Source organism: Pseudomonas xanthosomatis (genome assembly GCF_019139835.1).
GTDB lineage: Bacteria > Pseudomonadota > Gammaproteobacteria > Pseudomonadales > Pseudomonadaceae > Aquipseudomonas > Aquipseudomonas fakonensis.
The window spans coordinates 1931726-1954931 of sequence record NZ_CP077075.1 but is presented as its reverse complement, the minus strand read 5'-3'; the positions used below and the strand labels follow the sequence as shown (position 1 = coordinate 1954931).

22 protein-coding genes, 1 tRNA gene and 1 pseudogene are annotated in these 23206 nt (G+C 64.9%); 12 read left to right on the top strand and 12 right to left on the bottom strand.

Annotated elements, in window-relative coordinates; all coding sequences use genetic code 11:
* Positions 1 to 41 precede the first annotated feature (41 nt).
* The 3 genes from KSS93_RS08730 (at position 42) to KSS93_RS08720 (ending at position 3054) form a co-directional block, all read left to right on the top strand.
* Entirely contained in the window at positions 42 to 926 is an 885-nt protein-coding gene (locus tag KSS93_RS08730; protein WP_217887940.1) for an alpha/beta fold hydrolase, read from the top strand.
* A 115-nt stretch (positions 927 to 1041) separates the two neighbouring features.
* Positions 1042 to 1115 (top strand) — tRNA-Gly (locus KSS93_RS08725).
* Between the two features lie 211 nt (positions 1116 to 1326).
* Positions 1327 to 3054, top strand: a complete 1728-nt coding sequence (locus KSS93_RS08720; RefSeq protein ID WP_217887939.1) for a SulP family inorganic anion transporter — start codon at positions 1327 to 1329, stop codon at positions 3052 to 3054.
* Positions 3055 to 3060: 6 nt separating this feature from the next.
* Here KSS93_RS08720 and KSS93_RS08715 read toward each other — a convergent pair whose 3' ends face one another.
* The 3 genes from KSS93_RS08715 to KSS93_RS08705 all read right to left on the bottom strand — a co-directional run bounded on the left by KSS93_RS08715 (position 3061) and on the right by KSS93_RS08705 (position 5094).
* Complete coding sequence (locus tag KSS93_RS08715; protein WP_217887938.1) at positions 3061 to 3543, bottom strand: hypothetical protein; 483 nt, start codon at positions 3541 to 3543, stop codon at positions 3061 to 3063.
* 14 nt (positions 3544 to 3557) lie between these two features.
* A complete protein-coding gene (locus KSS93_RS08710; protein ID WP_225917319.1) occupies positions 3558 to 3929 on the bottom strand; it encodes a hypothetical protein in 372 nt (123 codons plus the stop codon).
* Between the two features lie 97 nt (positions 3930 to 4026).
* Positions 4027 to 5094: a glycerophosphodiester phosphodiesterase gene (locus tag KSS93_RS08705; RefSeq protein ID WP_217887936.1), complete on the bottom strand. Its 1068-nt coding sequence runs from the start codon at positions 5092 to 5094 to the stop codon at positions 4027 to 4029.
* Positions 5095 to 5297: 203 nt separating this feature from the next.
* Here KSS93_RS08705 and KSS93_RS08700 point away from each other — a divergent pair, with 203 nt between their 5' ends.
* Positions 5298 to 6308 carry a DUF4917 family protein gene (locus KSS93_RS08700; protein ID WP_217887935.1) on the top strand — a complete coding sequence of 337 codons (1011 nt, stop codon included), beginning with the start codon at positions 5298 to 5300 and terminating at the stop codon, positions 6306 to 6308.
* 15 nt (positions 6309 to 6323) lie between these two features.
* Here the strand turns inward: KSS93_RS08700 and KSS93_RS08695 are convergent, their stop codons facing one another.
* From KSS93_RS08695 to KSS93_RS08680, 4 genes are all read right to left on the bottom strand, one after another.
* Positions 6324 to 6812, bottom strand: a complete 489-nt coding sequence (locus KSS93_RS08695) for a helix-turn-helix transcriptional regulator (RefSeq protein ID WP_217887934.1) — start codon at positions 6810 to 6812, stop codon at positions 6324 to 6326.
* On the bottom strand, positions 6812 to 7084 hold the full coding sequence (locus KSS93_RS08690) for a hypothetical protein (protein ID WP_217887933.1): 273 nt from the start codon (positions 7082 to 7084) through the stop codon (positions 6812 to 6814). The genes KSS93_RS08695 and KSS93_RS08690 overlap by 1 nt, the downstream gene beginning before the upstream one ends.
* Before the next feature lie 175 nt (positions 7085 to 7259).
* Complete coding sequence (locus KSS93_RS08685; protein WP_217887932.1) at positions 7260 to 8477, bottom strand: class I SAM-dependent methyltransferase; 1218 nt, start codon at positions 8475 to 8477, stop codon at positions 7260 to 7262.
* A 99-nt stretch (positions 8478 to 8576) separates the two neighbouring features.
* The gene (locus KSS93_RS08680; RefSeq protein ID WP_217887931.1) at positions 8577 to 9185 is read right to left on the bottom strand and encodes a TPM domain-containing protein; all 609 of its coding nucleotides are present in this window, start codon (positions 9183 to 9185) and stop codon (positions 8577 to 8579) included.
* 232 nt (positions 9186 to 9417) lie between these two features.
* On the opposite strand from KSS93_RS08680, the gene bglX reads away from it, so the two are divergent.
* The 4 genes from bglX to KSS93_RS08660 all read left to right on the top strand — a co-directional run bounded on the left by bglX (position 9418) and on the right by KSS93_RS08660 (position 16498).
* Positions 9418 to 11706 carry a beta-glucosidase BglX gene (bglX, locus tag KSS93_RS08675; protein WP_217887930.1) on the top strand — a complete coding sequence of 763 codons (2289 nt, stop codon included), beginning with the start codon at positions 9418 to 9420 and terminating at the stop codon, positions 11704 to 11706.
* Positions 11707 to 11823: 117 nt separating this feature from the next.
* Complete coding sequence (locus tag KSS93_RS08670; protein WP_217887929.1) at positions 11824 to 13581, top strand: sensor histidine kinase; 1758 nt, start codon at positions 11824 to 11826, stop codon at positions 13579 to 13581.
* On the top strand, positions 13575 to 14906 hold the full coding sequence (locus KSS93_RS08665) for a sigma-54-dependent transcriptional regulator (protein ID WP_217887928.1): 1332 nt from the start codon (positions 13575 to 13577) through the stop codon (positions 14904 to 14906). Before KSS93_RS08670 ends, KSS93_RS08665 begins: the two co-directional genes overlap by 7 nt.
* 272 nt (positions 14907 to 15178) lie before the next feature.
* Positions 15179 to 16498, top strand: a complete 1320-nt coding sequence (locus KSS93_RS08660) for an MFS transporter (protein WP_217887927.1) — start codon at positions 15179 to 15181, stop codon at positions 16496 to 16498.
* Between the two features lie 116 nt (positions 16499 to 16614).
* On the opposite strand, the pseudogene KSS93_RS08655 reads toward KSS93_RS08660, so the two are convergent.
* Positions 16615 to 16821: pseudogene (locus KSS93_RS08655) on the bottom strand (hypothetical protein); the annotation flags it as partial.
* A 153-nt stretch (positions 16822 to 16974) separates the two neighbouring features.
* Here KSS93_RS08655 and KSS93_RS08650 point away from each other — a divergent pair.
* The gene (locus KSS93_RS08650) at positions 16975 to 17301 is read left to right on the top strand and encodes a hypothetical protein (RefSeq protein ID WP_217887926.1); all 327 of its coding nucleotides are present in this window, start codon (positions 16975 to 16977) and stop codon (positions 17299 to 17301) included.
* A gap of 119 nt (positions 17302 to 17420) precedes the next feature.
* Positions 17421 to 18026: a flavin reductase family protein gene (locus KSS93_RS08645; RefSeq protein ID WP_217887925.1), complete on the top strand. Its 606-nt coding sequence runs from the start codon at positions 17421 to 17423 to the stop codon at positions 18024 to 18026.
* Here the strand turns inward: KSS93_RS08645 and KSS93_RS08640 are convergent, their stop codons facing one another.
* Positions 18027 to 18260, bottom strand: a complete 234-nt coding sequence (locus KSS93_RS08640; protein ID WP_217887924.1) for a hypothetical protein — start codon at positions 18258 to 18260, stop codon at positions 18027 to 18029. It abuts the gene before it with no gap.
* 40 nt (positions 18261 to 18300) lie between these two features.
* Positions 18301 to 18594 (bottom strand): putative quinol monooxygenase, encoded by a 294-nt coding sequence (locus KSS93_RS08635; RefSeq protein WP_217842006.1) that lies wholly within the window; start codon positions 18592 to 18594, stop codon positions 18301 to 18303.
* A 202-nt stretch (positions 18595 to 18796) separates the two neighbouring features.
* Here KSS93_RS08635 and KSS93_RS08630 point away from each other — a divergent pair, with 202 nt between their 5' ends.
* Positions 18797 to 19711 (top strand): AraC family transcriptional regulator, encoded by a 915-nt coding sequence (locus KSS93_RS08630; protein ID WP_217887923.1) that lies wholly within the window; start codon positions 18797 to 18799, stop codon positions 19709 to 19711.
* Positions 19712 to 19927: 216 nt separating this feature from the next.
* On the opposite strand, the gene KSS93_RS08625 is transcribed toward KSS93_RS08630, so the two are convergent.
* Positions 19928 to 21565 (bottom strand): 5-guanidino-2-oxopentanoate decarboxylase, encoded by a 1638-nt coding sequence (locus KSS93_RS08625; RefSeq protein WP_217887922.1) that lies wholly within the window; start codon positions 21563 to 21565, stop codon positions 19928 to 19930.
* Between the two features lie 113 nt (positions 21566 to 21678).
* Between KSS93_RS08625 and KSS93_RS08620 the strand changes: the two genes are divergently transcribed.
* Entirely contained in the window at positions 21679 to 22551 is an 873-nt protein-coding gene (locus tag KSS93_RS08620) for a LysR substrate-binding domain-containing protein (protein WP_217887921.1), read from the top strand.
* A 39-nt stretch (positions 22552 to 22590) separates the two neighbouring features.
* Here the strand turns inward: KSS93_RS08620 and KSS93_RS08615 are convergent, their stop codons facing one another.
* Entirely contained in the window at positions 22591 to 23205 is a 615-nt protein-coding gene (locus tag KSS93_RS08615) for an NAD(P)-dependent oxidoreductase (protein WP_217887920.1), read from the bottom strand.
* Position 23206 lies beyond the last annotated feature (1 nt).

The window sequence follows — 23206 nt, the reverse complement described above, 5'->3', positions numbered from 1 at the left end:
TAGGTGACGCGAATACCCTTTTTGCGCCAGGAGTCGACGACATGAGGCCAGAAATCGCTGTACTTGATATCCAAGGGCAGTACCGGGTTTACACGGAGTTCCATCGCGCAGAAGGCGCCGAAAAGACGATCATCCTGATCAACGGCTCGCTGGCCACGACGGCTTCCTTTGCCCAGACGGTGCGCAACCTGCATCCGCAATTCAACGTGGTGCTGTACGACCAGCCGTACGCCGGCAAGTCCAAGCCGCACAACCGCCAGGAGCGTTTGCTCACCAAGGAGACCGAGGCGCACATCCTCCTCGAGCTGATCGAGCACTTCCAGGCCGACCACGTGATGTCGTTCTCCTGGGGCGGAGCCTGCGGGTTGCTGGCGCTGGCGCACCAGCCACGGCGGGTGAAAAAAGCCATCGTCAGCTCGTTCTCGCCGGTGATCAACGAACCGATGCGCGACTACCTGGAGCGCGGTTGCCAGTACCTGGCCGCCTGCGACCGCTACCAGGTGGGCAACCTGATCAACGACACCATCGGCAAGTACTTGCCGTCACTGTTCAAGCGCTTCAACTACCGGCATGTCAGCAGCCTGGACAGCCACGAATACACGCAGATGCTGTTTCACATCAACCAGGTGCTCGACCACGACCTGGAGCGGGCGCTGCGGGCTGCACGCAACATCGACATTCCGGTGCTGTTCATCAACGGCGACCGTGACGAGTACACCACCGTCGAAGATGCCCGCCAGTTCAGCCAACACGTCGGCCAGAGCCACTTCAGCGTGATCCGCGATGCCGGCCACTTCCTCGACATGGAACACAAGGGCGCCTGTGAAGATACCCGCAGCGTGATGCTCGGCTTCCTCAAGCCGACCGTGCGCCAGCCCCGTCAACGCTACACACCTGTACAGGGGCAGCATGCACTGGCCATCTGAGCGCATCGGCGTCTTGCTGCCCCACCCACCCGCAGGCAGCAGGGCGCCGACCCGCTTTTTTTATAACCTGGGCTTCTATTTCGAGGAGGGATCTGGTAAAAAGTCGTGCGCTGACGCGGGTATAGTTTAGTGGCAAAACGAAAGCTTCCCAAGCTTTAGTTGAGGGTTCGATTCCCTCTACCCGCTCCAAATCGTATTCCCCGCATGGCGTTTCTATAACGTCATCGCTGTCAAAAGGAGCCCATGGCTCCTTTTTTCGTTTCTGCCTCCTTCTTTGATCTGGCCCATGGCCGCCCTCTCGCCGATCGATTTCAATGCCCGGCCACGCCGCACTTGCCAGCCAGACGGCTTGCGCGCATAAACGCCCTACGCTTTTCGAAACATCTCCAAAGGACTGCCCATGTTTCTCTCCCGCTGGCTTCCGGGCCTGGCCAACCTGCTGCACTACCGCCGCGAGTGGTTCCACGCCGACCTGCAGGCCGGCTTGTCGGTGGCTGCCATCCAGATCCCTATCGCCATCGCCTACGCGCAGATCGTCGGCCTGCCGCCGCAGTACGGGTTGTACGCCTGTGTTCTGCCAATGATCGTGTACGCCCTGATCGGCAGCTCCCGACAGTTGATGGTCGGCCCCGACGCCGCCACCTGCGCCATGATCGGCGGCGCCGTGGCGCCATTGGCCATGGGCGACCCACACCGCATCGCCGAGTTGTCGGTGATCGTCACCGTGCTGGTGGGGGCGATGCTGATCGCCGCCGGCGTGGCCCGGGCCGGGTTCATCGCCAGCTTCTTCTCGCGGCCGATCCTCATCGGCTACCTCAACGGCATCGGCCTGAGCCTGATCGCCGGGCAGTTGTCGAAGGTGGTGGGGTTCAAGATCGAGGGTGACGGGTTCATCCTCAGCGTGGTCAATTTCCTCGAACGCCTGGGCGAGATCCACTGGCTGACCCTGCTGATCGGCCTGGCCGGCCTGGGCCTGCTGATCTGGCTACCGCGCCGCTACCCACGGCTACCGGCGGCACTGGTCACCGTGGTGGTGTTCACCGCCCTGGCCGGGCTGTTCGGCCTGGACCGCTTTGGCGTAGCGGTTCTCGGCCCGGTACCGGCGGGCATCCCGGAGCTGGCCTGGCCGCAGAGCAACCTGGCCGAAACCAAAAGCCTGCTGCGCGACGCCCTGGGCATCGCCACCATCAGTTTCTGCAGCGCCATGCTCACCGCCCGCAGCTTTGCCGCGCGGCACGGCTATGCAATCAACGCCAACCACGAATTCGTCGCCCTGGGTGTAAGCAACCTGGCTGCCGGCATCTCCCAGGGTTTTGCCATCAGCGGCGCCGACTCGCGCACCGCAGTCAATGACATGGTCGGCGGCAAGAGCCAACTGGTGGGCATCATCGCCGCCCTGGTGATCGCCTTGATTTTGCTGTTCTTCACCGCCCCCATGGCCTGGATTCCCCAGGCCGCCCTGGGCGCCGTACTGCTGATGGCCGGTTGGGGGCTGATCGACGTCAGGTCGCTCAAAACCATCTACAAGCTCAGCCGCTTCGAATTCTGGCTGTGCCTGCTGACCACGGTCGGCGTGCTCGGCCTGGGCGTGTTGCCAGGCATCGTGTTCGCCGTGACCCTGGCGATCCTGCGCTTGCTGTACAGCATCTACCAACCCACCGACGCCGTGCTGGGCTGGGTGCCGGGCATCGAGGGCCAGGTGGACGTGCGCCAGCACAAGGATGCGCGCACCGTGCCGGGCCTGGTGGTATACCGCTTCGATGACGCGATCCTGTTCTTCAATGCCGACTACTTCAAGATGCGCCTGCTGGAGGCCGTACAGGGGGTGGACCAGGCCCAGGTAGTGCTGTTCGACGCAGAAGCGGTGACCAGTATCGACGTTACCGGCATCGCCGCCCTGCGCGAGGTACGCGACACCCTGGCCGCCCAGGGCATCCACTTCGCCATCGCCCGCGCACGGGGCACCTTCCTGCGCATGCTGGTGCGCTCGGGGATGGCCAGGGAAATGGAAGACAAGCTGCTGTTCGGCTCGGTGCGGGCAGGGATCCGGGCGTATCGGGTGTGGCGTAACCGGAACCGGCAACGACCCACCACTGTCGATGGCGCGGGCAACCCCGGGCCAGGCTGACCGGCCTCAGCCCTGCGGGTAGCTGCAGCCGACGTACAGATCGCGGTCTTTGTCTTCGGTGGACACCACCCGCAGCGCGCCCTTGCTGTCGAGCTTGCGCTGGTAGTCGACGTAGCCGTCGGTATCGAGGGTCTTTTCCAGCTTGAGGCTGCTGGCCAGCTTGGCCGCATCGGCCTGCGGCGTGCTGGTGGCCGATTGCAGGAAGAAGCTGAAGCGGTCAGTCATCACCACGGTGGCCGAGGTAACGCCGTTGATGCTCAGCGCCGGGCTCACCTGCCAGGCCGCACCGCCCCAAGGGCTGTGGGCTTCGTCCTTGGTCAGGGTCAGTTGCTGGTCATCGAGCATCTTGTTGAACTGCGCCACCTGTTGCGCGCTGGCCTGGCACTTGACCAGGCTGGTCAGCAGCGCCACCTGGTCGGCCTCGGCGGCCGAAACGGAGCAGGCGGCCAGGCTGCCCGCCAGGGCGATAAGGCGAAGAGAAGTTCTCATGGAAACATCCTTGTTCAGTTGAATGTGCATTGGTTGAAGGCAAGAAAGTCACTGCCGGAGGTGAACTGCAGCACGCACTCGGCAGCGATTTTCTGCCCCGTGCGCATGCCTTGCATCAGCGCCACCTGGGCCTGGTCGGCGCCGATCAGGCGGGCCAGTTCATAGCCGTCGTCGTTGCCAGCCGCCAGCACCGGCGTGCCGTTCAAGCTGCTGCTGACACCCAGTGCCACTGCGTCGAAACGCACCGGCTTGTTCAGCTCATCCATGCTCAAGGTGGAACGGCCTTTGTCTTCGTAAGACTGGTAGAGCGTAGAGATGTCCTGGGCGTGGGCCCACTGGGCGAGCAAGAGGCTGCTGGCAAGCGCTGCCATGATCCTGATTTTCACACCGGCTCCTTGTGACATGCCCCCAGCGCGGGCGCGCAAGGGGCAGGCACTCTGCCGGCATCTGGCGAAATGCGCCATCAGGGACACCCTGAGCCGGCTAATAGCCTAGCTGGCGCAGCAACTGCCCCTCACCGCCCGGGGTGCGTCCGAGAAAGCGCATGAAAGCCCCGGGGCGATTACTGAAAATACCGTCCACCCCGGCCTTGAGCGCCTTGTCGAAGTCTGCAGGGTCGTCAAGGGTGTACACGTGCACCAACAGCCCGCGCTGATGGCTGGCCCGGTTCATCCAGGGCTGGATCAGGTCGGCGTAGCTTTGCTCGCCAAGCCCGCTGCGCATGGCCGAAGGGCCGGTGCCAACGGCGCCGCCGGCTTTGGCGTAATCCAGCCAGCGTTCGAATTCGGCGCGGTCTTTTGGCTGCTGACGGGCGTAGAACGCTGCCTTGTCGCTTTCACCGGAATCGGCGAAATTCTGCCCGGAAGCCGGCTCGATACTGCCCTTGGCCACCCACAGCAGGAGAATCTTCGGGGTCTGCGGCATGGCCTTGTGCAGCAGTGCCAGGCTGTTGCGGTCGAAGGTCTGCAGCACCACCCGCCCGGGCTTGTCGAGCCAGCCTCGGGCCTCGAGGCGCGTCTTCAAGTCGTTTTCGATACCGGGAAACTGCGCGGGCTGCTTGGTCTCGATGTACAGGCCCGGATGGCGCTCGGGGTTGGCTTCGGCGATGTCGATCACCTCATCGAGGGTGAGGATGCGCTGCCCTTTGAACGAAGCCCGGGCACGCTCGGGGTAAGCCTTGTTGAACCAGCTACCGGCGTCCAGCGACTTGAGCTCGGCCAGGGTGAAGGCGCTGACCGGGCTGGCAGCACGCTCGGGGAAGCGCTCGGCCACATCACTGGTGCGCGCCAGCACATCATCGTGCACCGCCACCAGCACGCCGTCGCGGGTGCGTTGCAAGTCCATTTCCAGGTAGTCGGCACCCTGCTCGCGGGCCAGCAGGTAGGCCGGGGTTGTGGATTCGGGGGCGTAAAACGAGGCGCCGCGGTGGGCGATGACGGCCGGGTACGGGATACCTTGGGCGGCGGCCAGGGCCTTGCCATCGCTGGCCGAAGCGGTGGTGGCCGCCAGCAACAAGGTGAGGGTAAGTAATTGCGTGAAGCGGTTGTGCATTGGCGAAGTCCTCTTTCGTCCGGTTGGAACGCATCACTTTCAGGCCAGTGCTGACTCTGAAGGAGCCGGCATGCCGGCGATGAGGCCGGTACAGGCAATACAACCCCGTTGACCCTACATTGATCTGCCGCCCCCATACCCTCGCACACTGCCCATGACATGCTAAAGTCCCCGCGTTTTCCGCCATGCCAACGGACCTGCCGATGCCTGCCCTCGACGCCCACCTGCCCGCCTGGGCCGACCTCAACCAGCGCCACCCAAGCAGCGCCCTGTTGCTGGGCAACGGCGCCAGCCGCGCACTGTGGAAGCCGTTCGGCTATTTCTCGCTGTATGAAGAGGCCCAACGCGCCGGGCGCAAGAAGGGCCTGGCCGTCAGCGACCAGGCACTGTTCAAGTCGCTTGGCACCGAACTGTTCGAGCCGGTACTGAGCACCCTCAACCACACAGTTCGGGCCAACGCCGCCCTGGCGATCAGCTCCACCGCACCGCTCAACCGCTACTACTCGATCAAGGAAGCGCTGATCCATGCCGTGCGTACCGTGCACCTGCCCTGGGCGCTGATGCCGGCAACGACGCTGGCCACGATCAACCAGGCCCTGCGCGGCTACCGCAGTGTCTATACCAGCAACTACGACCTGATCCTGCCCTGGGCCGTGCAGCAGGCGCCGCAAGGCTTTGCCGAGCAGTTCGATGAACAGGGTTTCTTCGACATTCGCCGCATCCGCACCAGCGGCACCCGGGTACTGCACCTGCACGGCGGCCTGCACCTGCTCAAGCTACCCGACGGCACCACGCGCCAGCGCAGCGCCGATGCTGCCGAGCTGTTCGACGGCTTTGCGGTGAACATTCCAGGCGAGGTGCCGCTGTTCGTCAACGAAGGCCGCAGCGACGAAAAGCTGGGCGCCATACGCCATTCGGACTACCTGTCCTGGTGCCTGGGCGAACTGGCCCGCGAACGTGAAGGGTTGTGCCTGTTCGGCCAGCACCTCGATAGCAGCGACCAGCACTTGGTCGAGGCAATCCGTCAGGCGCGCCCTGCACACATCGCCATTGCCATCCGGCCATTGAGCGAAGCGTCGGTGATCAACCAAAAGCAGCATTTCGTTGACAGGTTTGGCGACCTCGAAGGGACAGCGCTGCACTTTTTCGATGCCAGCACTCACCCGTTGGGTACCGCGCAGCTGGCGATCGAAGTGCCTGGGGCGCGTCATTGAAGCTGTTGGTTGGCGTTACTGCGCAAGGCGCTCGTAAGCGCTGAGAATATTCACGCGCATGGCGGCCGAAGCCAGCTCCAGTACCGGTTGCTCCACGGGGTAACCTCCACGCGCCTGCATCCAGGCCAGTACATCGGCAAGGTGCCAGAGCGCCGTGCCACCGTCATGCACTGGCGCGGGAAAACTGCGGTAGTGGGTCAACATGAGTTTGCGCATGTTCTGCCGGGTGACGCCCACCCGCTGCGCCACGTCGGTCAAACCCACCAGGTCGGGGGTAGCCTCGATCAACTGCGCCAGGGGCAGAACCTTGCGCACGTCATCCAGTGCACTCTGCAGTGCCGCCTGGGCGCTATCGGCCTCCCGGGCAAAGGCCAGCGCCAGGCGGCCTGGCTGGCCGGTACCGACAACCGCATCATCACAACCTGCAGCGCCCAGGCGCTCCACCAAAGTTTCAGGTGCTTCGTCGTCGGCGAGTTGATACTTGAGGGTGAATTCGTATTCCATCACGGTTCCTCCGCTGGTTGATTGGCGAGATCGCGACCCGATGTGCAGTTGTCCACAACCCGGCGCAATTGGCGGGCGAACGTGCCGGGATTGCGCGGCGTGCACCACACACTGGTGATGCAGAACTCGCCGCAGCGGCATTCACGATCATTGTTGGGGCAATAGATGCGCCCCCAGCAATGGCCTCTCCCTGTAATGACTTTCCAGCCCTGCACTTCAGCGTGCCTCAGGGCGTATTCGACTTCCTTGTTGGGATGCGTGGGGCGGGCCATCCGATGCGCTCCAGTATGCTCATGGGAAAATGGTTGTCAATCGACAACCAAAAAACACCGACAGGCGTTTACCCAAACCAGACTAGGTTCACCGGATTTAGATTTTCTGCTGCATCGACAGCTTCAGAAATGTCCTGCCTGAAACAGGATTTCTCCCACAGTCAACGCTCTTGCCTCAGCAGGCGATCAACCCATCATCCCGCAGCAACGTCTCCAGGCAGTGTTCCTTCACCCCATAAAACGCCTTCAGCTCAGCGATCTTTTCCAGCAGCGCAGTGTTGTCCTGCACCTGCCGCCGCTTCACCGCCAAGATCATCTTGTTCTTGTTGGTGTGCTCCAACGAGATGAACTCGAACACCTTGGTTTCATAACCGCAGGCCTCCAGGTACAGCGCGCGCAGGCTGTCGGTGAGCATCTCGGCCTGCTGGCCCAGGTGCAGGCCGTACTGCAGCATCGGCTGCAGCAGCCCGGGGCTGTGCAGTTGCGGGCGGATCTGCTTGTGGCAGCATGGCGAGCACATGATGATCGCCGCGTTGCAGCGGATGCCGGTGTGGATGGCGTAGTCGGTGGCCACGTCGCAGGCATGCAGGGCGATCATCACCTCGATGGCCTCCGGCACCACGCTGCGCACGTCGCCGCACTCGAACACCAGGCCCGGGTGCTCCAGGCGCGCAGCGGCGCCGTTGCACAGCTCGACCATGTCCGGGCGCAGCTCAACGCCAGTCACCTGGGCCTCACGGCCCAGGCTGTTGCGCAGGTAATCGTGCATGGCGAAGGTCAGGTAACCCTTGCCCGAACCGAAGTCGGCCACCCGCAACGGTTGCTCCGGCGCCAACGGCGCACCGGCCAGGGCGTGGTCGAAAACCTCGATGAACTTGTTGATCTGCTTCCACTTGCGCGACATCGACGGGATCAGCGTGCCTTGCGCATCGGTCACGCCCAGGTCACGCAAAAACGGCCGGGTCAGTTCCAGGTAGCGCTTCTTCTCGCGGTCATGCCCGGCTGCGGCCACCTCGCGCGGGGCCTGTTGCGCCAGGTGGCGCTGAAGCATCGGCTTGCCCTTCTTGCTGAAGGCCAACTGAACCTCGCCGGCAGCGGTGAACAAGTGCGCGTTGCGAAACTGCTCAGGCAGTTGCGCCGCCACGAACGCCTCGACTTCTGCCAGTGGCAGGTTGCGGGTGATGTCGCGGGTCTGGTGGCGGTAGACCAGTTGCAGGCAGGCCTCGCCCTTGATCTGCACCGGCTTGGCGATGATCCGTTGCAGGCTGGCATCGCTGCCAACATGGCGGGCCAGCACCAGCTTGCCCAGGCTGGCGTCGCGCAGGGCGTCGGCCAGCAGGCTCAGGAACTGGTCACGCGCATCGGGCGCGACGGAGGAAATGGCGGAAGACATGGGGAACAGGTGCCTCGGAATGCGGGGGGCGCGGTGCGCAATGCCGCGCATTCTACGTGGCTGCCGGCCCATCGCGAAGGCTTTCGCGACAGGTGCGGCTCAGTCGAGGATCACCAGCCGGTTGGGCAGCTCGTTGCGCGCATGGGTAGGCGGCACATGCTCGCTGAGCAACTCGCCGCAGGCCTCGATGCACTCGACGAAGCCCTGCAGCGTATGGCCCTGACACACCTGCTCGGTGAAGCGCGCGACGATTTGCTCACGGGCGCGCGGCGGCAGGTGCCGGGCTATGCCCTCATCGACCAGGATTTCCACATGCCGTTCGGCTTCGCTGACGAAAATCAGCACGCCAGTGGCGCCGGCCGTGCGCTGCAGGTTGAGTTCGAGAAACTGCTGGCGGGCCAGGCCCGAGGCACGCCGCCGGCGCAGGATAGCCGGCACCAGCCAGGCGGCAATCCGCGGGTGGCGCAGCAGCAGACACAGGGCAACGAAGGTGAGCATCTGCGCCAGTAACAAACCGTTGAGGCCGATGCCGCCCTGCCAGCGGTGCAGCAGCAGCGGGATCGCCAACGCCAGCAGCGCGGCCCACAGCAGGGGCAAATAGGGGTAGTCGTCGGCGCGGCGGGCCAGCACCGTGACCAGTTCCGCGTCGGTGCGCCGCTCGGCGCGGGCGATCGCCTCGGCGATCTGGCGCTGTTCGTATTCGGTCATGCCATCGTCTCTTGAGCGTTCTTATCGTTGTTATCCCGGCATCGGGCTGGCGAGAGTGTATCTCATCAGGGCGCATATATAAGGCATAATCGCCGGCTGCCACAGGTTCGAAACAGCACCGCCCGCGCACAACGGACGCCGGGGAGCGCTGAACAACAAACAGCCGCCTGAACAACTTCGGCCACGCACGTATCACCGTGGGTACGGCAAGGCCTCTATAACGGAATCGACGATGAAACTGTCTTTGCTGGGCCTGGCCTTGGGCCTTGCCAGCCAGGCGGCCCTTGCCGCCCCCACCGCCCCGCCCCTGCAGGACAAGCAGGCGTTCATCGACCACTTGCTCGGGCAGATGACCGAAGCCGAGAAGATCGGCCAGTTGCGTCTGATCAGCATCAGCCCCGAGATGCCCCGCGAGAAGATCCGCGAAGAAATCGCCGCCGGGCGCATCGGCGGCACCTTCAACTCGCGCACTGCCCCCGAGAACCGGCCGATGCAGGACGCTGCCATGCGCAGCCGCCTGAAGATCCCGATGTTCTTCGCCTACGACACCATCCACGGTGAGCGCACCATCTTCCCCATCAGCCTGGGCCTGGCCGCCACCTGGGACATGGACGCCATCGCCAAGGTTGGCCGCACCTCGGCCATCGAAGCCTCGGCCGACGCCCTGGACATGACCTTCGCGCCGATGGTCGACATCGCCCGCGACCCACGCTGGGGCCGCACCAGCGAAGGCTTCGGCGAAGACACCTACCTGACCTCGAAGATCGGCCAGGTGATGGTTCGCTCGTTCCAAGGCTCGAGCCCCGCCAACCCCGACAGCATCATGGCCATCGTCAAGCACTTCGCCCTGTACGGCGCGGTGGAAGGCGGGCGCGACTACAACACGGTCGATATGAGCCCGGTGAAGATGTACAACGACTACCTGCCGCCCTATCGCGCCGCGCTCGACGCCGGTGCCGGCGGGGTGATGGTGGCGCTGAACTCGATCAACGGCGTGCCGGCCACCTCCAACACCTGGCTGATGAACGACCTGCTGCGCAAGGAGTGGGGCTTCAAGGGCGTGACCATCAGCGACCACGGCGCCATCCAGGAGCTGATCCGCCACGGCGTGGCCCGCGACGGCCGCGAAGCGGCCAAGCTGGCGATCAAGGCCGGCATCGACATGAGCATGAACGACACCCTGTACGGCGAAGAACTGCCGGGGTTGCTCGAATCCGGCGAAGTGAGCCAGGCCGAACTGAACCAGGCAGTGCGCGAGGTGCTCGGCGCCAAGTACGACATGGGCCTGTTCAAAGACCCTTACGTGCGCATCGGCAAGGCCGAAACCGACCTTGCCGACTACTACGGCAACGACCGCCTGCACCGCGACGCCGCCCGTGACGTGGCGCGCCGCAGCCTGGTGCTGCTGGAAAACCGCAACGACACCCTGCCGCTGAAAAAGGCCGGCACCATCGCCCTGGTCGGCCCGCTGGCCGATGCCCCCATCGACATGATGGGCAGCTGGGCCGCCGACGGTCGCCCGGAACACTCGGTGACCGTGCGCGAAGGCCTGGCCCAGGCCCTGGCCGGCAAGGCCAAGGTGCTCTACGCCAAGGGTTCGAACGTCACCGGCGACAAGGCGATGTTCGACTACCTGAACTTCCTCAACTTCGCCGCCCCCGAGATCATCAACGACCCGCGCCCGGCCAGCGTGCTGATCGACGAAGCGGTCAAGGCCGCACAACAGTCCGATGTAGTGGTGGCCGTAGTCGGCGAATCCCGCGGCATGTCCCACGAGTCCTCCAGCCGCACCACCCTGGAAGTCCCGGCGGTGCAGCGTGACCTGATCAAGGCGTTGAAAGCCACCGGCAAGCCGCTGGTGCTGGTGCTGATGAACGGCCGCCCGCTGTCGATCGGCTGGGAGCGCGAACAGGCCGACGCCCTGCTGGAAACCTGGTTCAGCGGCACCGAGGGCGGCAACGCCATCGCCGACGTGCTGTTCGGCGACTACAACCCGTCCGGGCGCCTGGCGATCACCTTCCCGCGTTCGGTGGGGCAGATCCCGATGTACTACAACCACATGCGCATCGGCCGCCCGTTCACCCCGGGCAAGCCAGGCAACTACACCTCGCAGTACTTCGAGGAGCCCAACGGCCCGCTGTACCCGTTCGGCTATGGCCTGAGCTACACAAAGTTCGAACTGTCGGGGCTCAAGCTTTCGCATAAAGAGCTCAAGCGCGGCGGCACCTTGCAAGCCAAGGTAACGGTGAAAAACACCGGCAAGCGTGACGGCGAGACCGTGGTGCAGTTGTACGTGCAAGATGAAAGCGCCTCGATGAGCCGCCCGGTGAAAGAGCTGAAGAACTTCCAGAAGCTGCTGCTCAAAGCCGGCGAAGCGCGCACCTTGACCTTCGACATCAGCGAACAGGACCTGAAGTTCTACAATAGCCAGCTGCAGCACGTGGCCGAGCCTGGGCAGTTCAATATCCAGGTCGGTCTCGACTCGCAGGATGTGCAGCAGCAGAGCTTCGAACTCCTGTAACACCTGTGTTGGCTTCTTCGCGGGCAAGCCCGCTCCCACAGCAAGCAAAATTCCTGTAGGAGCGGGTTTACCCGCGAAGAGGCCGGGCCTGAAAACCGAACCTGCGGATCCCTCCCCATGCCCTCATCCTTGCGCGCCCTGCGCCTGGGCCTGATCATCCTGCTGATCGTGGTCGGTACCGTGCTCAGTGCCGGCTGGGCCATGCACCAGGCCAAGCGCGAATCGATGCAGCTGGACGCACGCCGGGCCAACCAGCAACTGGGCCTGTACGCCACCGCCCTGCACACCTTGATCGAACGCTACCGCGCCCTGCCCGCCGTGCTGGCGCTGGACCCGGAGCTGATCGAAGCCCTGCGCGGCCCGGTCACCGAGCAGGTGCAGGACACCCTGAACCGCAAGCTCGAACGCATCAACGCCGCGGCCAACTCCGACACCCTGGAGCTGCTCGACCGCACCGGCCTTGCCATCGCCGCCAGCAACTGGCGCCTGCCGACCACCTACGTCGGTTCCAACTACGGCTTCCGGCCCTATTTCAAGCAAACCCGCAGCCAGGGCAGCGGGCGCTTCTACGCCGTCGGCGTGACCAGCGGCGTGCCGGGCTACTTTTTATCCAGCGCGGTGAACGACGAGCACGGGCGCTTTCTCGGCGCCATGGTGGTCAAGCTGGAGTTCCCCGAGCTTGAGCGCGAATGGCGCCAGGGCAGCGATATCCTGCTGGTCAGCGATGCCCGCGGCATCACCTTCATCGCCAACCAGGACGGCTGGCGCTACCGCGAGTTGCAACCGCTGAGCCCCGCCGACCGCGCCGAGCTTGCCGAAACCCGCCAGTACGACAAGCAGCCCCTGGTGCCCCTGCAACGCCAGGTGATGACCCGCTTTGCCGACAACAGCCACCTGACCCGGGTGCAGGCCCCCGACGGCCCGGCAGAATACCTGTGGGAGAGCCTGCCGCTGGAAGCCGAAGGCTGGACCTTGCACCTGCTGCGCAAGCCGCAGGTGGCCGAGGACGGGCGCAATGCAGCGCTGGGCGCCGCTGCGGTGTGGCTGAGCCTGGTGTTCGCGGTATTGTTCGTCAGCCAGCGCCTGCGCCTGGCCCGCCTGCGCCAGCGCAGCCGCGAAGAGCTCAAGCGCCAGGTCGAGGAGCGCACCCGCGAGCTGCGCACCGCCCAGGAAGGCCTGGTGCAATCGGCCAAACTGGCCGCCCTCGGACAGATGTCGGCAGCGCTGGCCCACGAGATCAACCAGCCGCTGACCACCCAGCGCATGCAGCTGGAAACCCTGCGCCTGCTGCTCGACCATGGCCGCCACGAGCAGGCGCGCCAGGCCCTGGAGCCGCTGGAGCAGATGCTCACGCGCATGGCCGCGCTCACCGGCCACCTCAAGACCTTCGCGCGCAACAGCCCCGGCGGGCTACGCGAGCGCCTGGACCTGGCCAGCGTGGTGGACCAGGCGTTGCACCTGCTGGAGGCGCGCATCCGCAGCGAGGAGGTCGAGGTGGCCCTGTACCTGGCCCGCCCGGCCTGGGTGCGCGGCGATGCCATCCGCCTGGAACAAGTGCTGATCAACCTGTTGCGCAACGCCCTCGACGCCATGGCCGACAAGCGCTACAAACGCCTGGAGATCCGCATCGAAGCCGACGGCGGGCACTGGCGCCTGAGCGTGCTGGACTCCGGCGGCGGCATCGACGACGCCCACCTTGCCAAGGTGTTCGACCCGTTCTTCACCACCAAACCTGTGGGTGAAGGGCTGGGCCTGGGCCTGGCGATCTCCTACGGCATAATCGCCGATGCCGGCGGCGCGCTGCAGGTCGAGAACCTGCCCGGCGGCGCCCGCTTCACCCTCACCCTGCCCCGCGACCTGGAGCCTGTATGTTGAATTCAGTGATCGTCGTCGATGACGAAGCCAGTATCCGCGCAGCGGTGGAGCAGTGGCTGAGCCTGTCCGGGTTCAGCGTGCAGCTGTTCGCCCGCGCCGAAGAATGCCTGGCGCAATTGCCGGACAACTTCCCCGGGGTGATCCTCAGCGATGTGCGCATGCCGGGGCTGTCGGGCATGCAACTGCTCGAACGCCTGCAGCAGCAAGACCCGGGCCTGCCGGTGATTCTGCTGACCGGCCACGGCGACGTGCCCATGGCGGTGGAAGCCATGCGCAACGGGGCGTATGACTTCCTCGAAAAACCCTTCACCCCGCAGCACCTGATGAGCAGCCTCGGCCGCGCCCTGGAAAAACGCCAGTTGGTGCTGGAAAACCGCCGCCTGCACGAGCAGGCCGACTTGAAGGCCCAGCTCGAAACCACCCTGCTCGGCATGTCCCAGGGCCTGCAGCAACTGCGCCGGCAGGTGCTGGACCTTGCCGGCCTGCCGGTCAACGTGCTGATACGCGGCGAAACCGGCAGCGGCAAGGAGCGTGTGGCCCGCTGCCTTCACGATTTCGGCCCGCGCGCCGGCAAGCCCTTCGTCGCCCTCAACTGTGCCGCCATTCCCGAAGCGCTGTTCGAAGCCGAGCTGTTCGGTCACGAGAGCGGCGCCTTCACCGGCGCCCAGGGCAAGCGCATCGGCAAGCTGGAGTACGCCAACGGCGGCACGCTGTTCCTCGACGAGATCGAGAGCATGCCGCTGGCCCAGCAAGCCAAGCTGCTGCGGGTGATCCAGGAGCACAAGCTGGAGCGCCTGGGCGCCAACCAGAGCATCGAGGTGGATTTGCGGATCATCGCCGCGACCAAGCCCGACCTGCTCGAAGAAGCCCGCGCCGGGCGTTTTCGTGAAGACTTGGCCTACCGCCTGAACGTCGCCGAACTGCGCCTGGCACCGCTGCGCGAGCGCCGCGAGGATATCCCGTTGCTGTTCGAGCACTTCGCCCGCGCTTGCGCCGAGCGCCTGGGGCGCAGCGCCCCCGCGCCGAGCGGTGCGCAACTGGCGCAACTGCTTGCCCATGACTGGCCGGGCAACGTGCGCGAGCTGGCCAACGCCGCCGAGCGCCATGCCCTGGGGCTGGGCTCGCCGGACCTGGCGCCGGTCAACGAAGGGCAATCCTTGAGCGATCAGGTGGAGGCGTTCGAGGCCCAGTGCCTGCGCGCCGCCCTGCGTCAACACAAGGGCGAGATCAAGGGGGTGATGGAGGCCCTGCAACTGCCAAGGCGTACGCTGAACGAGAAGATGCAGCGGCACGGGCTGGTGCGTGAGGATTTTCTCGAAGGCTGAATGAGCGGATTTTTGCCTAGTCATTTGAATGAATGAGCGGAAGTTCGCTCATTGCCCCCGGGATTGTCGGGGCTGCTTTGCAGCCCATTGCCGGCAAGCCGGCTCCTGCAGGGGTACGCGTAACCCAGGCTACACAAGGCCCCGGCAGGGGCCGGCTTGCCGGCCACGCACTCATTTGAATCACCCCGCACCCATTTGGCACAGCTTCTGCAAAACCCTTCTCAAGCCGCGCCCGACGCGCGCCTCACAAAAACAACGAGAAGGTATCCCTGATGGATAACGCCAGCACCCTGCCCACCGGGGCGGCCGCCGCGCCCGCCGCAGAAAAATCCACCGCCAGCCGCCTCAAGTCGATCTTCAGTGGTTCCATCGGCAACATGGTCGAATGGTACGACTGGTACGTCTACGCCGCATTCTCCCTGTACTTCGCCAAGGCCTTCTTCCCCGCCGGCGACACCACCGCACAACTGCTCAACACCGCCGCGATCTTCGCCGTGGGCTTCCTCATGCGCCCGATCGGTGGCTGGCTGATGGGCCTGTACGCCGACCGCAAGGGCCGCAAGGCCGCGCTGATGGCCTCGGTACTGCTGATGTGCGCAGGCTCGCTGGTCATCGCCCTGACCCCGGGTTATGAAACCATCGGCGTCGCCGCGCCGGTGCTGCTGGTCATCGCCCGCCTGATGCAGGGCCTGTCGGTGGGTGGCGAATACGGCACCTCGGCCACCTATCTCAGCGAGATGGCCAGCAAGGAGCGCCGTGGCTTCTTCTCCAGCTTCCAGTACGTCACCCTGATCTCCGGCCAGCTCATCGCTCTGGCGGTGCTGATCATCCTGCAGAACACCCTGACCACCGAAGAGCTGTATGCCTGGGGCTGGCGTGTGCCGTTCGTGATCGGCGCGCTGTGCGCGGTGGTTGCGCTGTACCTGCGCCGTGGCATGGAAGAAACCGCCTCGTTCACCAAGAAAGAGAAGTCCAAAGAAAGCCTGATGCGCACCCTGATGCGCCACCCCAAAGAGCTGCTGACCGTGGTCGGCCTGACCATGGGCGGCACCCTGGCCTTCTACACCTACACCACCTACATGCAGAAGTACCTGGTGAACACGGTGGGCATGAGCATCGGTGACTCGACCACCATCTCGGCTGCCACATTGTTCCTGTTCATGTGCCTGCAGCCGGTGATCGGCGGGCTGTCCGACAAGATCGGCCGGCGCCCGATCCTGATCGCCTTCGGCGTGCTGGGTACCCTGTTCACCGTGCCGATCCTCAGCACCCTGCATACCATCCAGACCTGGTGGGGTGCGTTCTTCCTGATCATGGCGGCGCTGATCATCGTCAGCGGCTACACCTCGATCAACGCCGTGGTGAAAGCCGAGCTGTTCCCCACCGAGATCCGCGCCCTGGGCGTGGGCCTGCCGTACGCGCTGACCGTGTCGATCTTCGGCGGCACCGCAGAATACGTGGCCCTGTGGTTCAAGAGCGCCGGCATGGAAAGCGGCTTCTACTGGTACGTCACCGCCTGCATCGCCTGCTCGCTGCTGGTGTACGTGACCATGAAGGACACCAAGCACCACTCGCGCATCACCACTGACTGATCGCTGCGCTGCAAGACGCAAAAGGGGCGCTCCGCTTGGCGGGGCGCCCCTTTTTTGTGGCTGTGAGCCGAATAGCGGGTTTATTCGGCTCACAAAATGAGCCGAATGCGCCTGACTCAGGAAGTAACCCGCACCGGCTCACGCCGCTGGTAGTAGGTCGCCATAAGCACCAGCACCAACAGCACCCCGCCGAGCACCGCCGAGGAGCCGATGGTGCCGAAGTCCAGCCCGCCCTTCTCGTGGGTCTTGGTCAGCACATCGCCCAGAGTTGCACCGAACGGCCGGGTCAGCACGAAGGCGATCCAGAACAGCACCACGCCGGAGCAAGCCGGCTCCAACAGGGACAAGCCATGCCCAAACACATCGATAAAATCGATTTTTAAGCGTTAATTTTTGCGCTTTTTAATCAAATTAATCGGCGTAGCATTGAATCCATAGAAACAAACAACCCCAACGAAACCCTCGGAGCAACCACCATGAAAAACAAACTGATCCTCACTCTCGCCCTCTCCGTCCTGGCCACTGGTGCCTTTGCCGAAGACGGTTTCAACCGTACCAACGGCCACAACTTCGCCGCCGTACAGAGCCAATCGGCCACCTACGCCGAAGACGGTTTCGACCACACCAACGCCCAACGCTTCGCCGAAGACGGCTTCGACCGCACCAACGGCCAACGCTTCGCCGAAGACGGCTTCGACCGCACCAACGCCCAACGCTTCGCCGAAGACGGCTTCGACCGCACCAACGGCCAGCGCTTCGCCGAAAACGGCTTCGAGCGCACCAACGCCCACCGCTTCAGCTGATCACTGAACGCGTGCAACCAGCCCGGCTTTTGCCGGGCTTGATCATTTCCAGCCAGGCAAAGCCTTGGCACACTAAGCGCCTCGTCCCCGCAAAGGAATGGCCCCCGGGCCTCGCGCAGATGTACTACTACGAACCCGCCAAAGGCCACGGCCTGCCCCACGACCCGTTCAACGCCATCGTCGGCCCGCGCCCCATCGGCTGGATCTCCAGCCACGACCGCGACGGCCGCCTGAACCTGGCGCCGTACAGCTTCTTCAACGCCTTCAACTACATCCCGCCAATCATCGGTTTCTGCAGCGTCGGGCGCAAAGACAGCCTGAACAACATCGAGCAGACCGGCGAATTCGTCTGGAACCTGGCCACCCGCCCGCTGGCCGAGCAGATGAACCAGAGCTGCGCGCCGGTGGCCGCAGAGGTGGATGAATTCGCACTCAGCGGCCTGACCCCGGCCGCTTCGAACGTGGTCAAGGTGCCGCGAGTGGGTGAAAGCCCGGTGAGTTTCGAATGCAAGGTAAGCCAGATCATCCAGCTGACCCGCGCCGACCAGGAGCCGGTACCGAGCTGGTTGATCCTGGGTGAGGTGGTGGCCGTGCACATCGCCGAACACCTGCTCAAGGACGGTATCTACGACACCGCCGCCGCCGAACCTATCTTGCGTGGCGGCGGCCCGGCCGACTACTTCGCATTGGGCGAGTTGTTCAAGATGGGCCGCCCGCAGGCCTGATCAGAAGATCAGTTCGCCGTCTTCGCTCACGCCCTGCAGGCGTTCGAGTTCAGCGCAGGCCGCCTCGTCGGCGGCTATCGCGCCCTTGAACAGCTGGCCATCCAGCACCTTGTGAAAGCGCGGTGCGCCGCCCTGGTTCAGGGCCTTGACGGCGATTGCCGCGTGGTAGCCGCCACCTTCGACCGGCACCATCGCCGAGACAGCTTCGAAGTGGGGGAATTCTCTACGTGCCATGCTGCACTCCGCTTGTGATCGAGGGGCGGCATTCTACACCTCAGGCAAAGGTGTGCAGGTCGAGGCTGCTGACGAACTGCTCCTGCACCAGTTCGCCAAAGGCCTGCAGGGTAGGCGAGGCGAAATAGCCGCTCATCGCCTGCTGGTCGCTCCAGCTGCCGCTGAGCAGCCACAGGTCGGCATCGACCTGCGAGCGTTGCACGCTGAAGCTCAGGCAGCCAGGCGTGCGCAACGATGGCTCGAGCAGGTCGCGCAGGCGCATGCCGAGTTCTGCCGAACGACCGTTGCTGGCGCGGATGAAAGCCAGGTGTGTGACCGGTTGCTGTTGGGTCATGAACGATCTCCTTGAAGCAGTGCGAGCGGGAAAACCAGGTTGCCAAGGTTAGGGCCCCGCCCGCGCGGGCCGTTAGGCCATTACTGCCGGCCGATTGCCTGATCCTGCCGTATTGCAGGATCAGGCAATCGAGGTGCAGCATTCGACTAGCGCCCGCCATTGCCCAAACCTATGCTGGCCGGGTCTTCCGAGGAAACCCGCCATGACCACGCCTCTTGAACCCTCGCTCGAACTTCAGCGCCAGGAACTGGCCGGGCTGATTCTGCGCCATGCCAGTGGCCCCCATGGGCCGATGTCGGCGGTGCAGGACCTGTACCTGTCGGCCTACCGCGAGAACGTGCGCTCGGTGCCCACCCTGGCGCAGCCGGCGCTGTGCATCCTGGCGCAGGGCAGCAAGGCGCTGTTTCTGGGTGACGAGCAATACGCCTACGACCCGCTGCACTACATGGTGGTGTCGGTAACCCTGCCGATCAGCGGCGTGCGCCTGGACGCAAGCCCGGAAAACCCAAGCCTGGGCCTGCGCCTGGACCTCGACGCGGCCGAGATCAGCCAGTTGATTGCCGAAAGCGGGCCGATGCTGGTGCCCAACCTGCCCTCCGGCCGAGGCCTGTATGTGGAGCGCAGCGACCCGCAACTGCTGGATGCCCTGCTGCGGCTGGTACGTTTGCTGGACAGCCCGCGGGACATCCCGATGCTCGGCCCACTGATCCGCCGTGAAATCCTCTACCGCCTGCTGCGCGGGCCCCAGGGCCACCGCCTGTACGAGATCGCCCTGGCCAACAGCCAGACCCACCGGGTGTGCCAGGCCATCGCCTGGCTTAACCGGCATTACCAGCAGCCGCTGCGTATCGAGGACCTGGCGCGGGAGGTGAACCTGAGTACATCGACGCTGCACCACCGGTTCAAGGCGGTCACCTCGATGAGCCCGTTGCAGTATCAAAAACAGCTGCGCTTGCAGGAGGCGCGGCGGTTGATGCTCAACGACGGGCTGGAGGCGGCAGTGGCGGCCTACCGGGTGGGCTATGAAAGCCCGTCGCAGTTCAGCCGCGAGTACAGCCGGTTGTACGGCGCACCGCCGATTCGCGATGTGGCGCGGTTGCGCGCCAGTGCAAACTAGCCTCTGGCCGGCTACAGGCTGGCGCCTCTTCCTGTAGGAGATCACCCAGCCCTTTCGGGCTGCGCTGTCGCGCAGAGAACTGGTCTCGCAAATGCGCCACGGTCTCTGTGGGAAGCGGCGCCCCGGCAAGGCCGCTTCCCACAGGGACCGTGTTAAATCAATGAGTTGCCGTTTGTTCTATGAGAGCCGGCTTGCCGGCGATAGGGCCAGCAGCCATCACCCTTTCACTGCGCCTTGCCACTGCTGCTGATCCACCTGGATCAACGTCGGCCCCCGCCGCTCCACCGCACGCAACAACGCCGCCTGCAACTGCGCCACATCCCCCACATCCTCAGCCGCGGCCCCCAGCGCCCGGGCCACGCCAATGAAGTCCGGGGTATGGATGTCCACCCCCACCGGCTCGATGGCCCGGTTGACCATGTATTTCTTGATTTCCTCGTAGCCCTGGTTGTTCCACAGCAGCACGATCAGCGGCACCTGCGCCTCCACCGCACTGGCCAGCTCCGGCAGGGTGAACTGCAAGCCGCCATCACCGATCAGGCACACCGCCGGCGCACGCTCGGCCGCAGCAGCGGCGCTGCCCAGCCAGGCGCCCATGGCCGCCGGCAGGGCGTAGCCCAGGGTGCCGTAGCCGGTGGAGGCATTGAACCAGCGGCGCGGGCGGGCCATGTCCAGGGTCAGGTTGCCGGTGTATACCGGTTGGGTCGAGTCGCCTACCAGAATGGCATCTGGCAGCGTTTGCAAAATGCTGGTCAGCAGCTGGGTCTGGCTCAAGGTGGGTGCATCCCAGGTGGCGGCGTTGTCCGCACGCAAGCGGGCCGCGCGGGCACTGCCCCAGCCGGCATCACGGGCCGGCGCAGGCAGCGCCTGCAAGGCCTTGAGCAAGGCATCAGCCGCCGTTTCGGCATCGGCCACCAAGGCCAGTTCTGGCAAATAATTGCGCACGGTCTGGTCGGGGTCGATGTCGATGCGCAGCAAGCTGCCGGGAATTTCGAAACCGCCCTTGAAGGTCACGTCGTAGTCGGTCTCGGCAAGCTCGGTGCCAATGGCCAGCACCACGTCGGCCTCAGCCACCAGTGCGCGGGTGGCGGGCAGGGTCTGGGTGGAGCCGATCTGCAGCGGGTGGCTGGCCGGCAGCAGGCCCTTGGCGTTGATGGTCAGCGCCACCGGGGCCTGCAGGTGCTCGGCCAGGGCGGCCAGCGGTTCACCGGCGGCCAGCGCACCGCCGCCAGCCAGAATCAACGGCCGACGCGCCGCCGCCAGGCGCTCGGCCATCTGCCGCACCGCAACAGGCGCAGCCCCTGCACGCAGGGTACGCACCGGGCGGCCTGGCAGCAGGTGGTCGGCAGGCTCCACCAGCACATCCAGCGGGATCTCGATATGCACCGGGCGCGGGCGGGCACCGTCGAACACAGCGAAGGCCCGGGCCAGTACCTGGGGCAGGTCGTCGGCGCTCATCAGCGTCTGCGAAAACGCCGCCACACCGGCCACAAGGCCCGCCTGGTTGGGCAGCTCGTGCAGCTTGCCGCGCCCGCCGCCAAGCGCGCTGCGCGACTGCACGCTGGAGATCACCAGCATGGGTATCGAGTCGGCATAGGCCTGGCCCATGGCGGTGGTGATGTTGGTCATGCCGGGGCCGGTGATGATGAAGCACACACCCGGCTTGCCACGGGTACGCGAATAGCCGTCGGCCATGAAGCCGGCGCCTTGCTCGTGACGCGGCGTGACGTGGCGAATGCTCGAAGCCGCCAGGCCCCGATACAGCTCGACGGTATGCACGCCAGGAATGCCGAAGACATGGTCCACGCCATAGCCTTCGAGGAGTTTGACCAGCACTTCGCCACAGGTTGCCATTATCGAGTACCCGATTCTTGTTGAAATCAGGCTTCATGGAACCAATTGGCCGCTATTGCCACAATGCAAAAAAACACATACTAGGCATGTCTTCACGTCATGGCTGAACACCAATGAACCGCCTGCCGCCCTTGCCCGCCCTGCACACCTTCCTGATCACCGCCCGGCATTGCAACTTCACTCGGGCGGCTCAGCAGTTGCATATCACCCAGGGCGCCGTCAGCCGACAGATTGCAGGGCTCGAGGAACACCTGGGCTACCCGCTGTTCCTGCGCCAGGCGCGGGGGCTGGCCCTCACCCGCGAAGGCCAGGATTGGCTGCCGCGGGTGCAGCAGGTGTTCGCCCTGATCGAACAGGGCGTGCGCGAAGTGGGCGGGCGCAACGCTGCCTTGCAGCTCAAGGCCCCCACCTGCGTGATGCGCTGGCTGTTGCCGCGGCTGATGGAGTGGCAGGCGCTGCGCCCGGATATACCGGTGGAGTTGACCACCACGGTGCAGCACGGCGTGGATTTTCGCCATGAAGGCTTCGACGCCGCAGTGGTTTATGGCGCCGCGCCCAACCAGGGCTTGCAGGTGCGCAAGCTGTTCGACGAGCAACTGACCCCGGTGTGCGCGCCTTCCCTGCTTGCAGACAGGTTGCCCTTGCAGCAGTTGCAGGACCTGGCGCGGCACATGCTGCTGCACCCGTCCCGCGACGAGCATGATTGGCGGCTGTGGTTGCAGGCAGCAGGGGCCGGCTTCGAGCCCCAGGGGCCGAGGCAGCATTTCGAGACCCTGGACATGGCCATGGCCATGGCCTCCCAAGGCACCGGGGTGGCCATCGGCGACTGGGCGCTGATCGGCGATGACCTGCGCAGTGGCCGGTTGTGCATGCCGTTCGGGCTGAAGGTGATGACCGGCAAAGGCTATTACCTGGTGAGCCCGGGCAAGGCCATGCCGGCGGGGCTTGGAGAGTTGCTGGACTGGCTGCAAGCCCAGGCCCTGTAGGAGCCGGCAAGCCGGTTCCTACAGTGGGTTGCTGGTGCCTCAGTAGCCCACTGTGAACCGCGCCCGCGAATGCGCCGGCTTTTCCAGCTCGTCGAGCATGGCGATGGCATAGTCGGCAAAGGTGATCCAGCTCTTGCCGTCGGCACCGATCAGCAGGTGGTCCTTGCCCAACGCGTAGCGCCCGCTGCGCTCACCTTCAACGAACTCCGCCGAGGGGGACAGGAAGGTCCAGTCCAGGGTCGGCTCCTGGCGCAGCGCATCGAGAAACTTCACCCCCGCGCTGGCCTCGGCCTTGTAGGCCTCAGGGAACTCCGGGCTGTCGATCACCCGGTGGCCGGACGGCAACAGCAGGCTGCCCGCCCCGCCCACCACCAGCAGGCGTTTCACCCCGGCGCGTTTGACCGGCTCGATGATCGCCTGCGGTGCGAGGGTGGAAAAATGCGCAGCGCTCAGCACTGCATCAACGCCTGCCACAGCGGCCTGCAGGGCGGCGCTGTCCTTGGCGTCCAATGCTTTGACAGTCACGCCTTCACGCCCTTGCAGTTGCGAAGGGTCGCGGGCAATGGCAACCACACTGTGGCCACGGCGCAGGGCCTCTTCCAACAGTTGGCTGCCGGCACGCCCGGTGGCGCCGATGATTGCGATCTTGCTCATG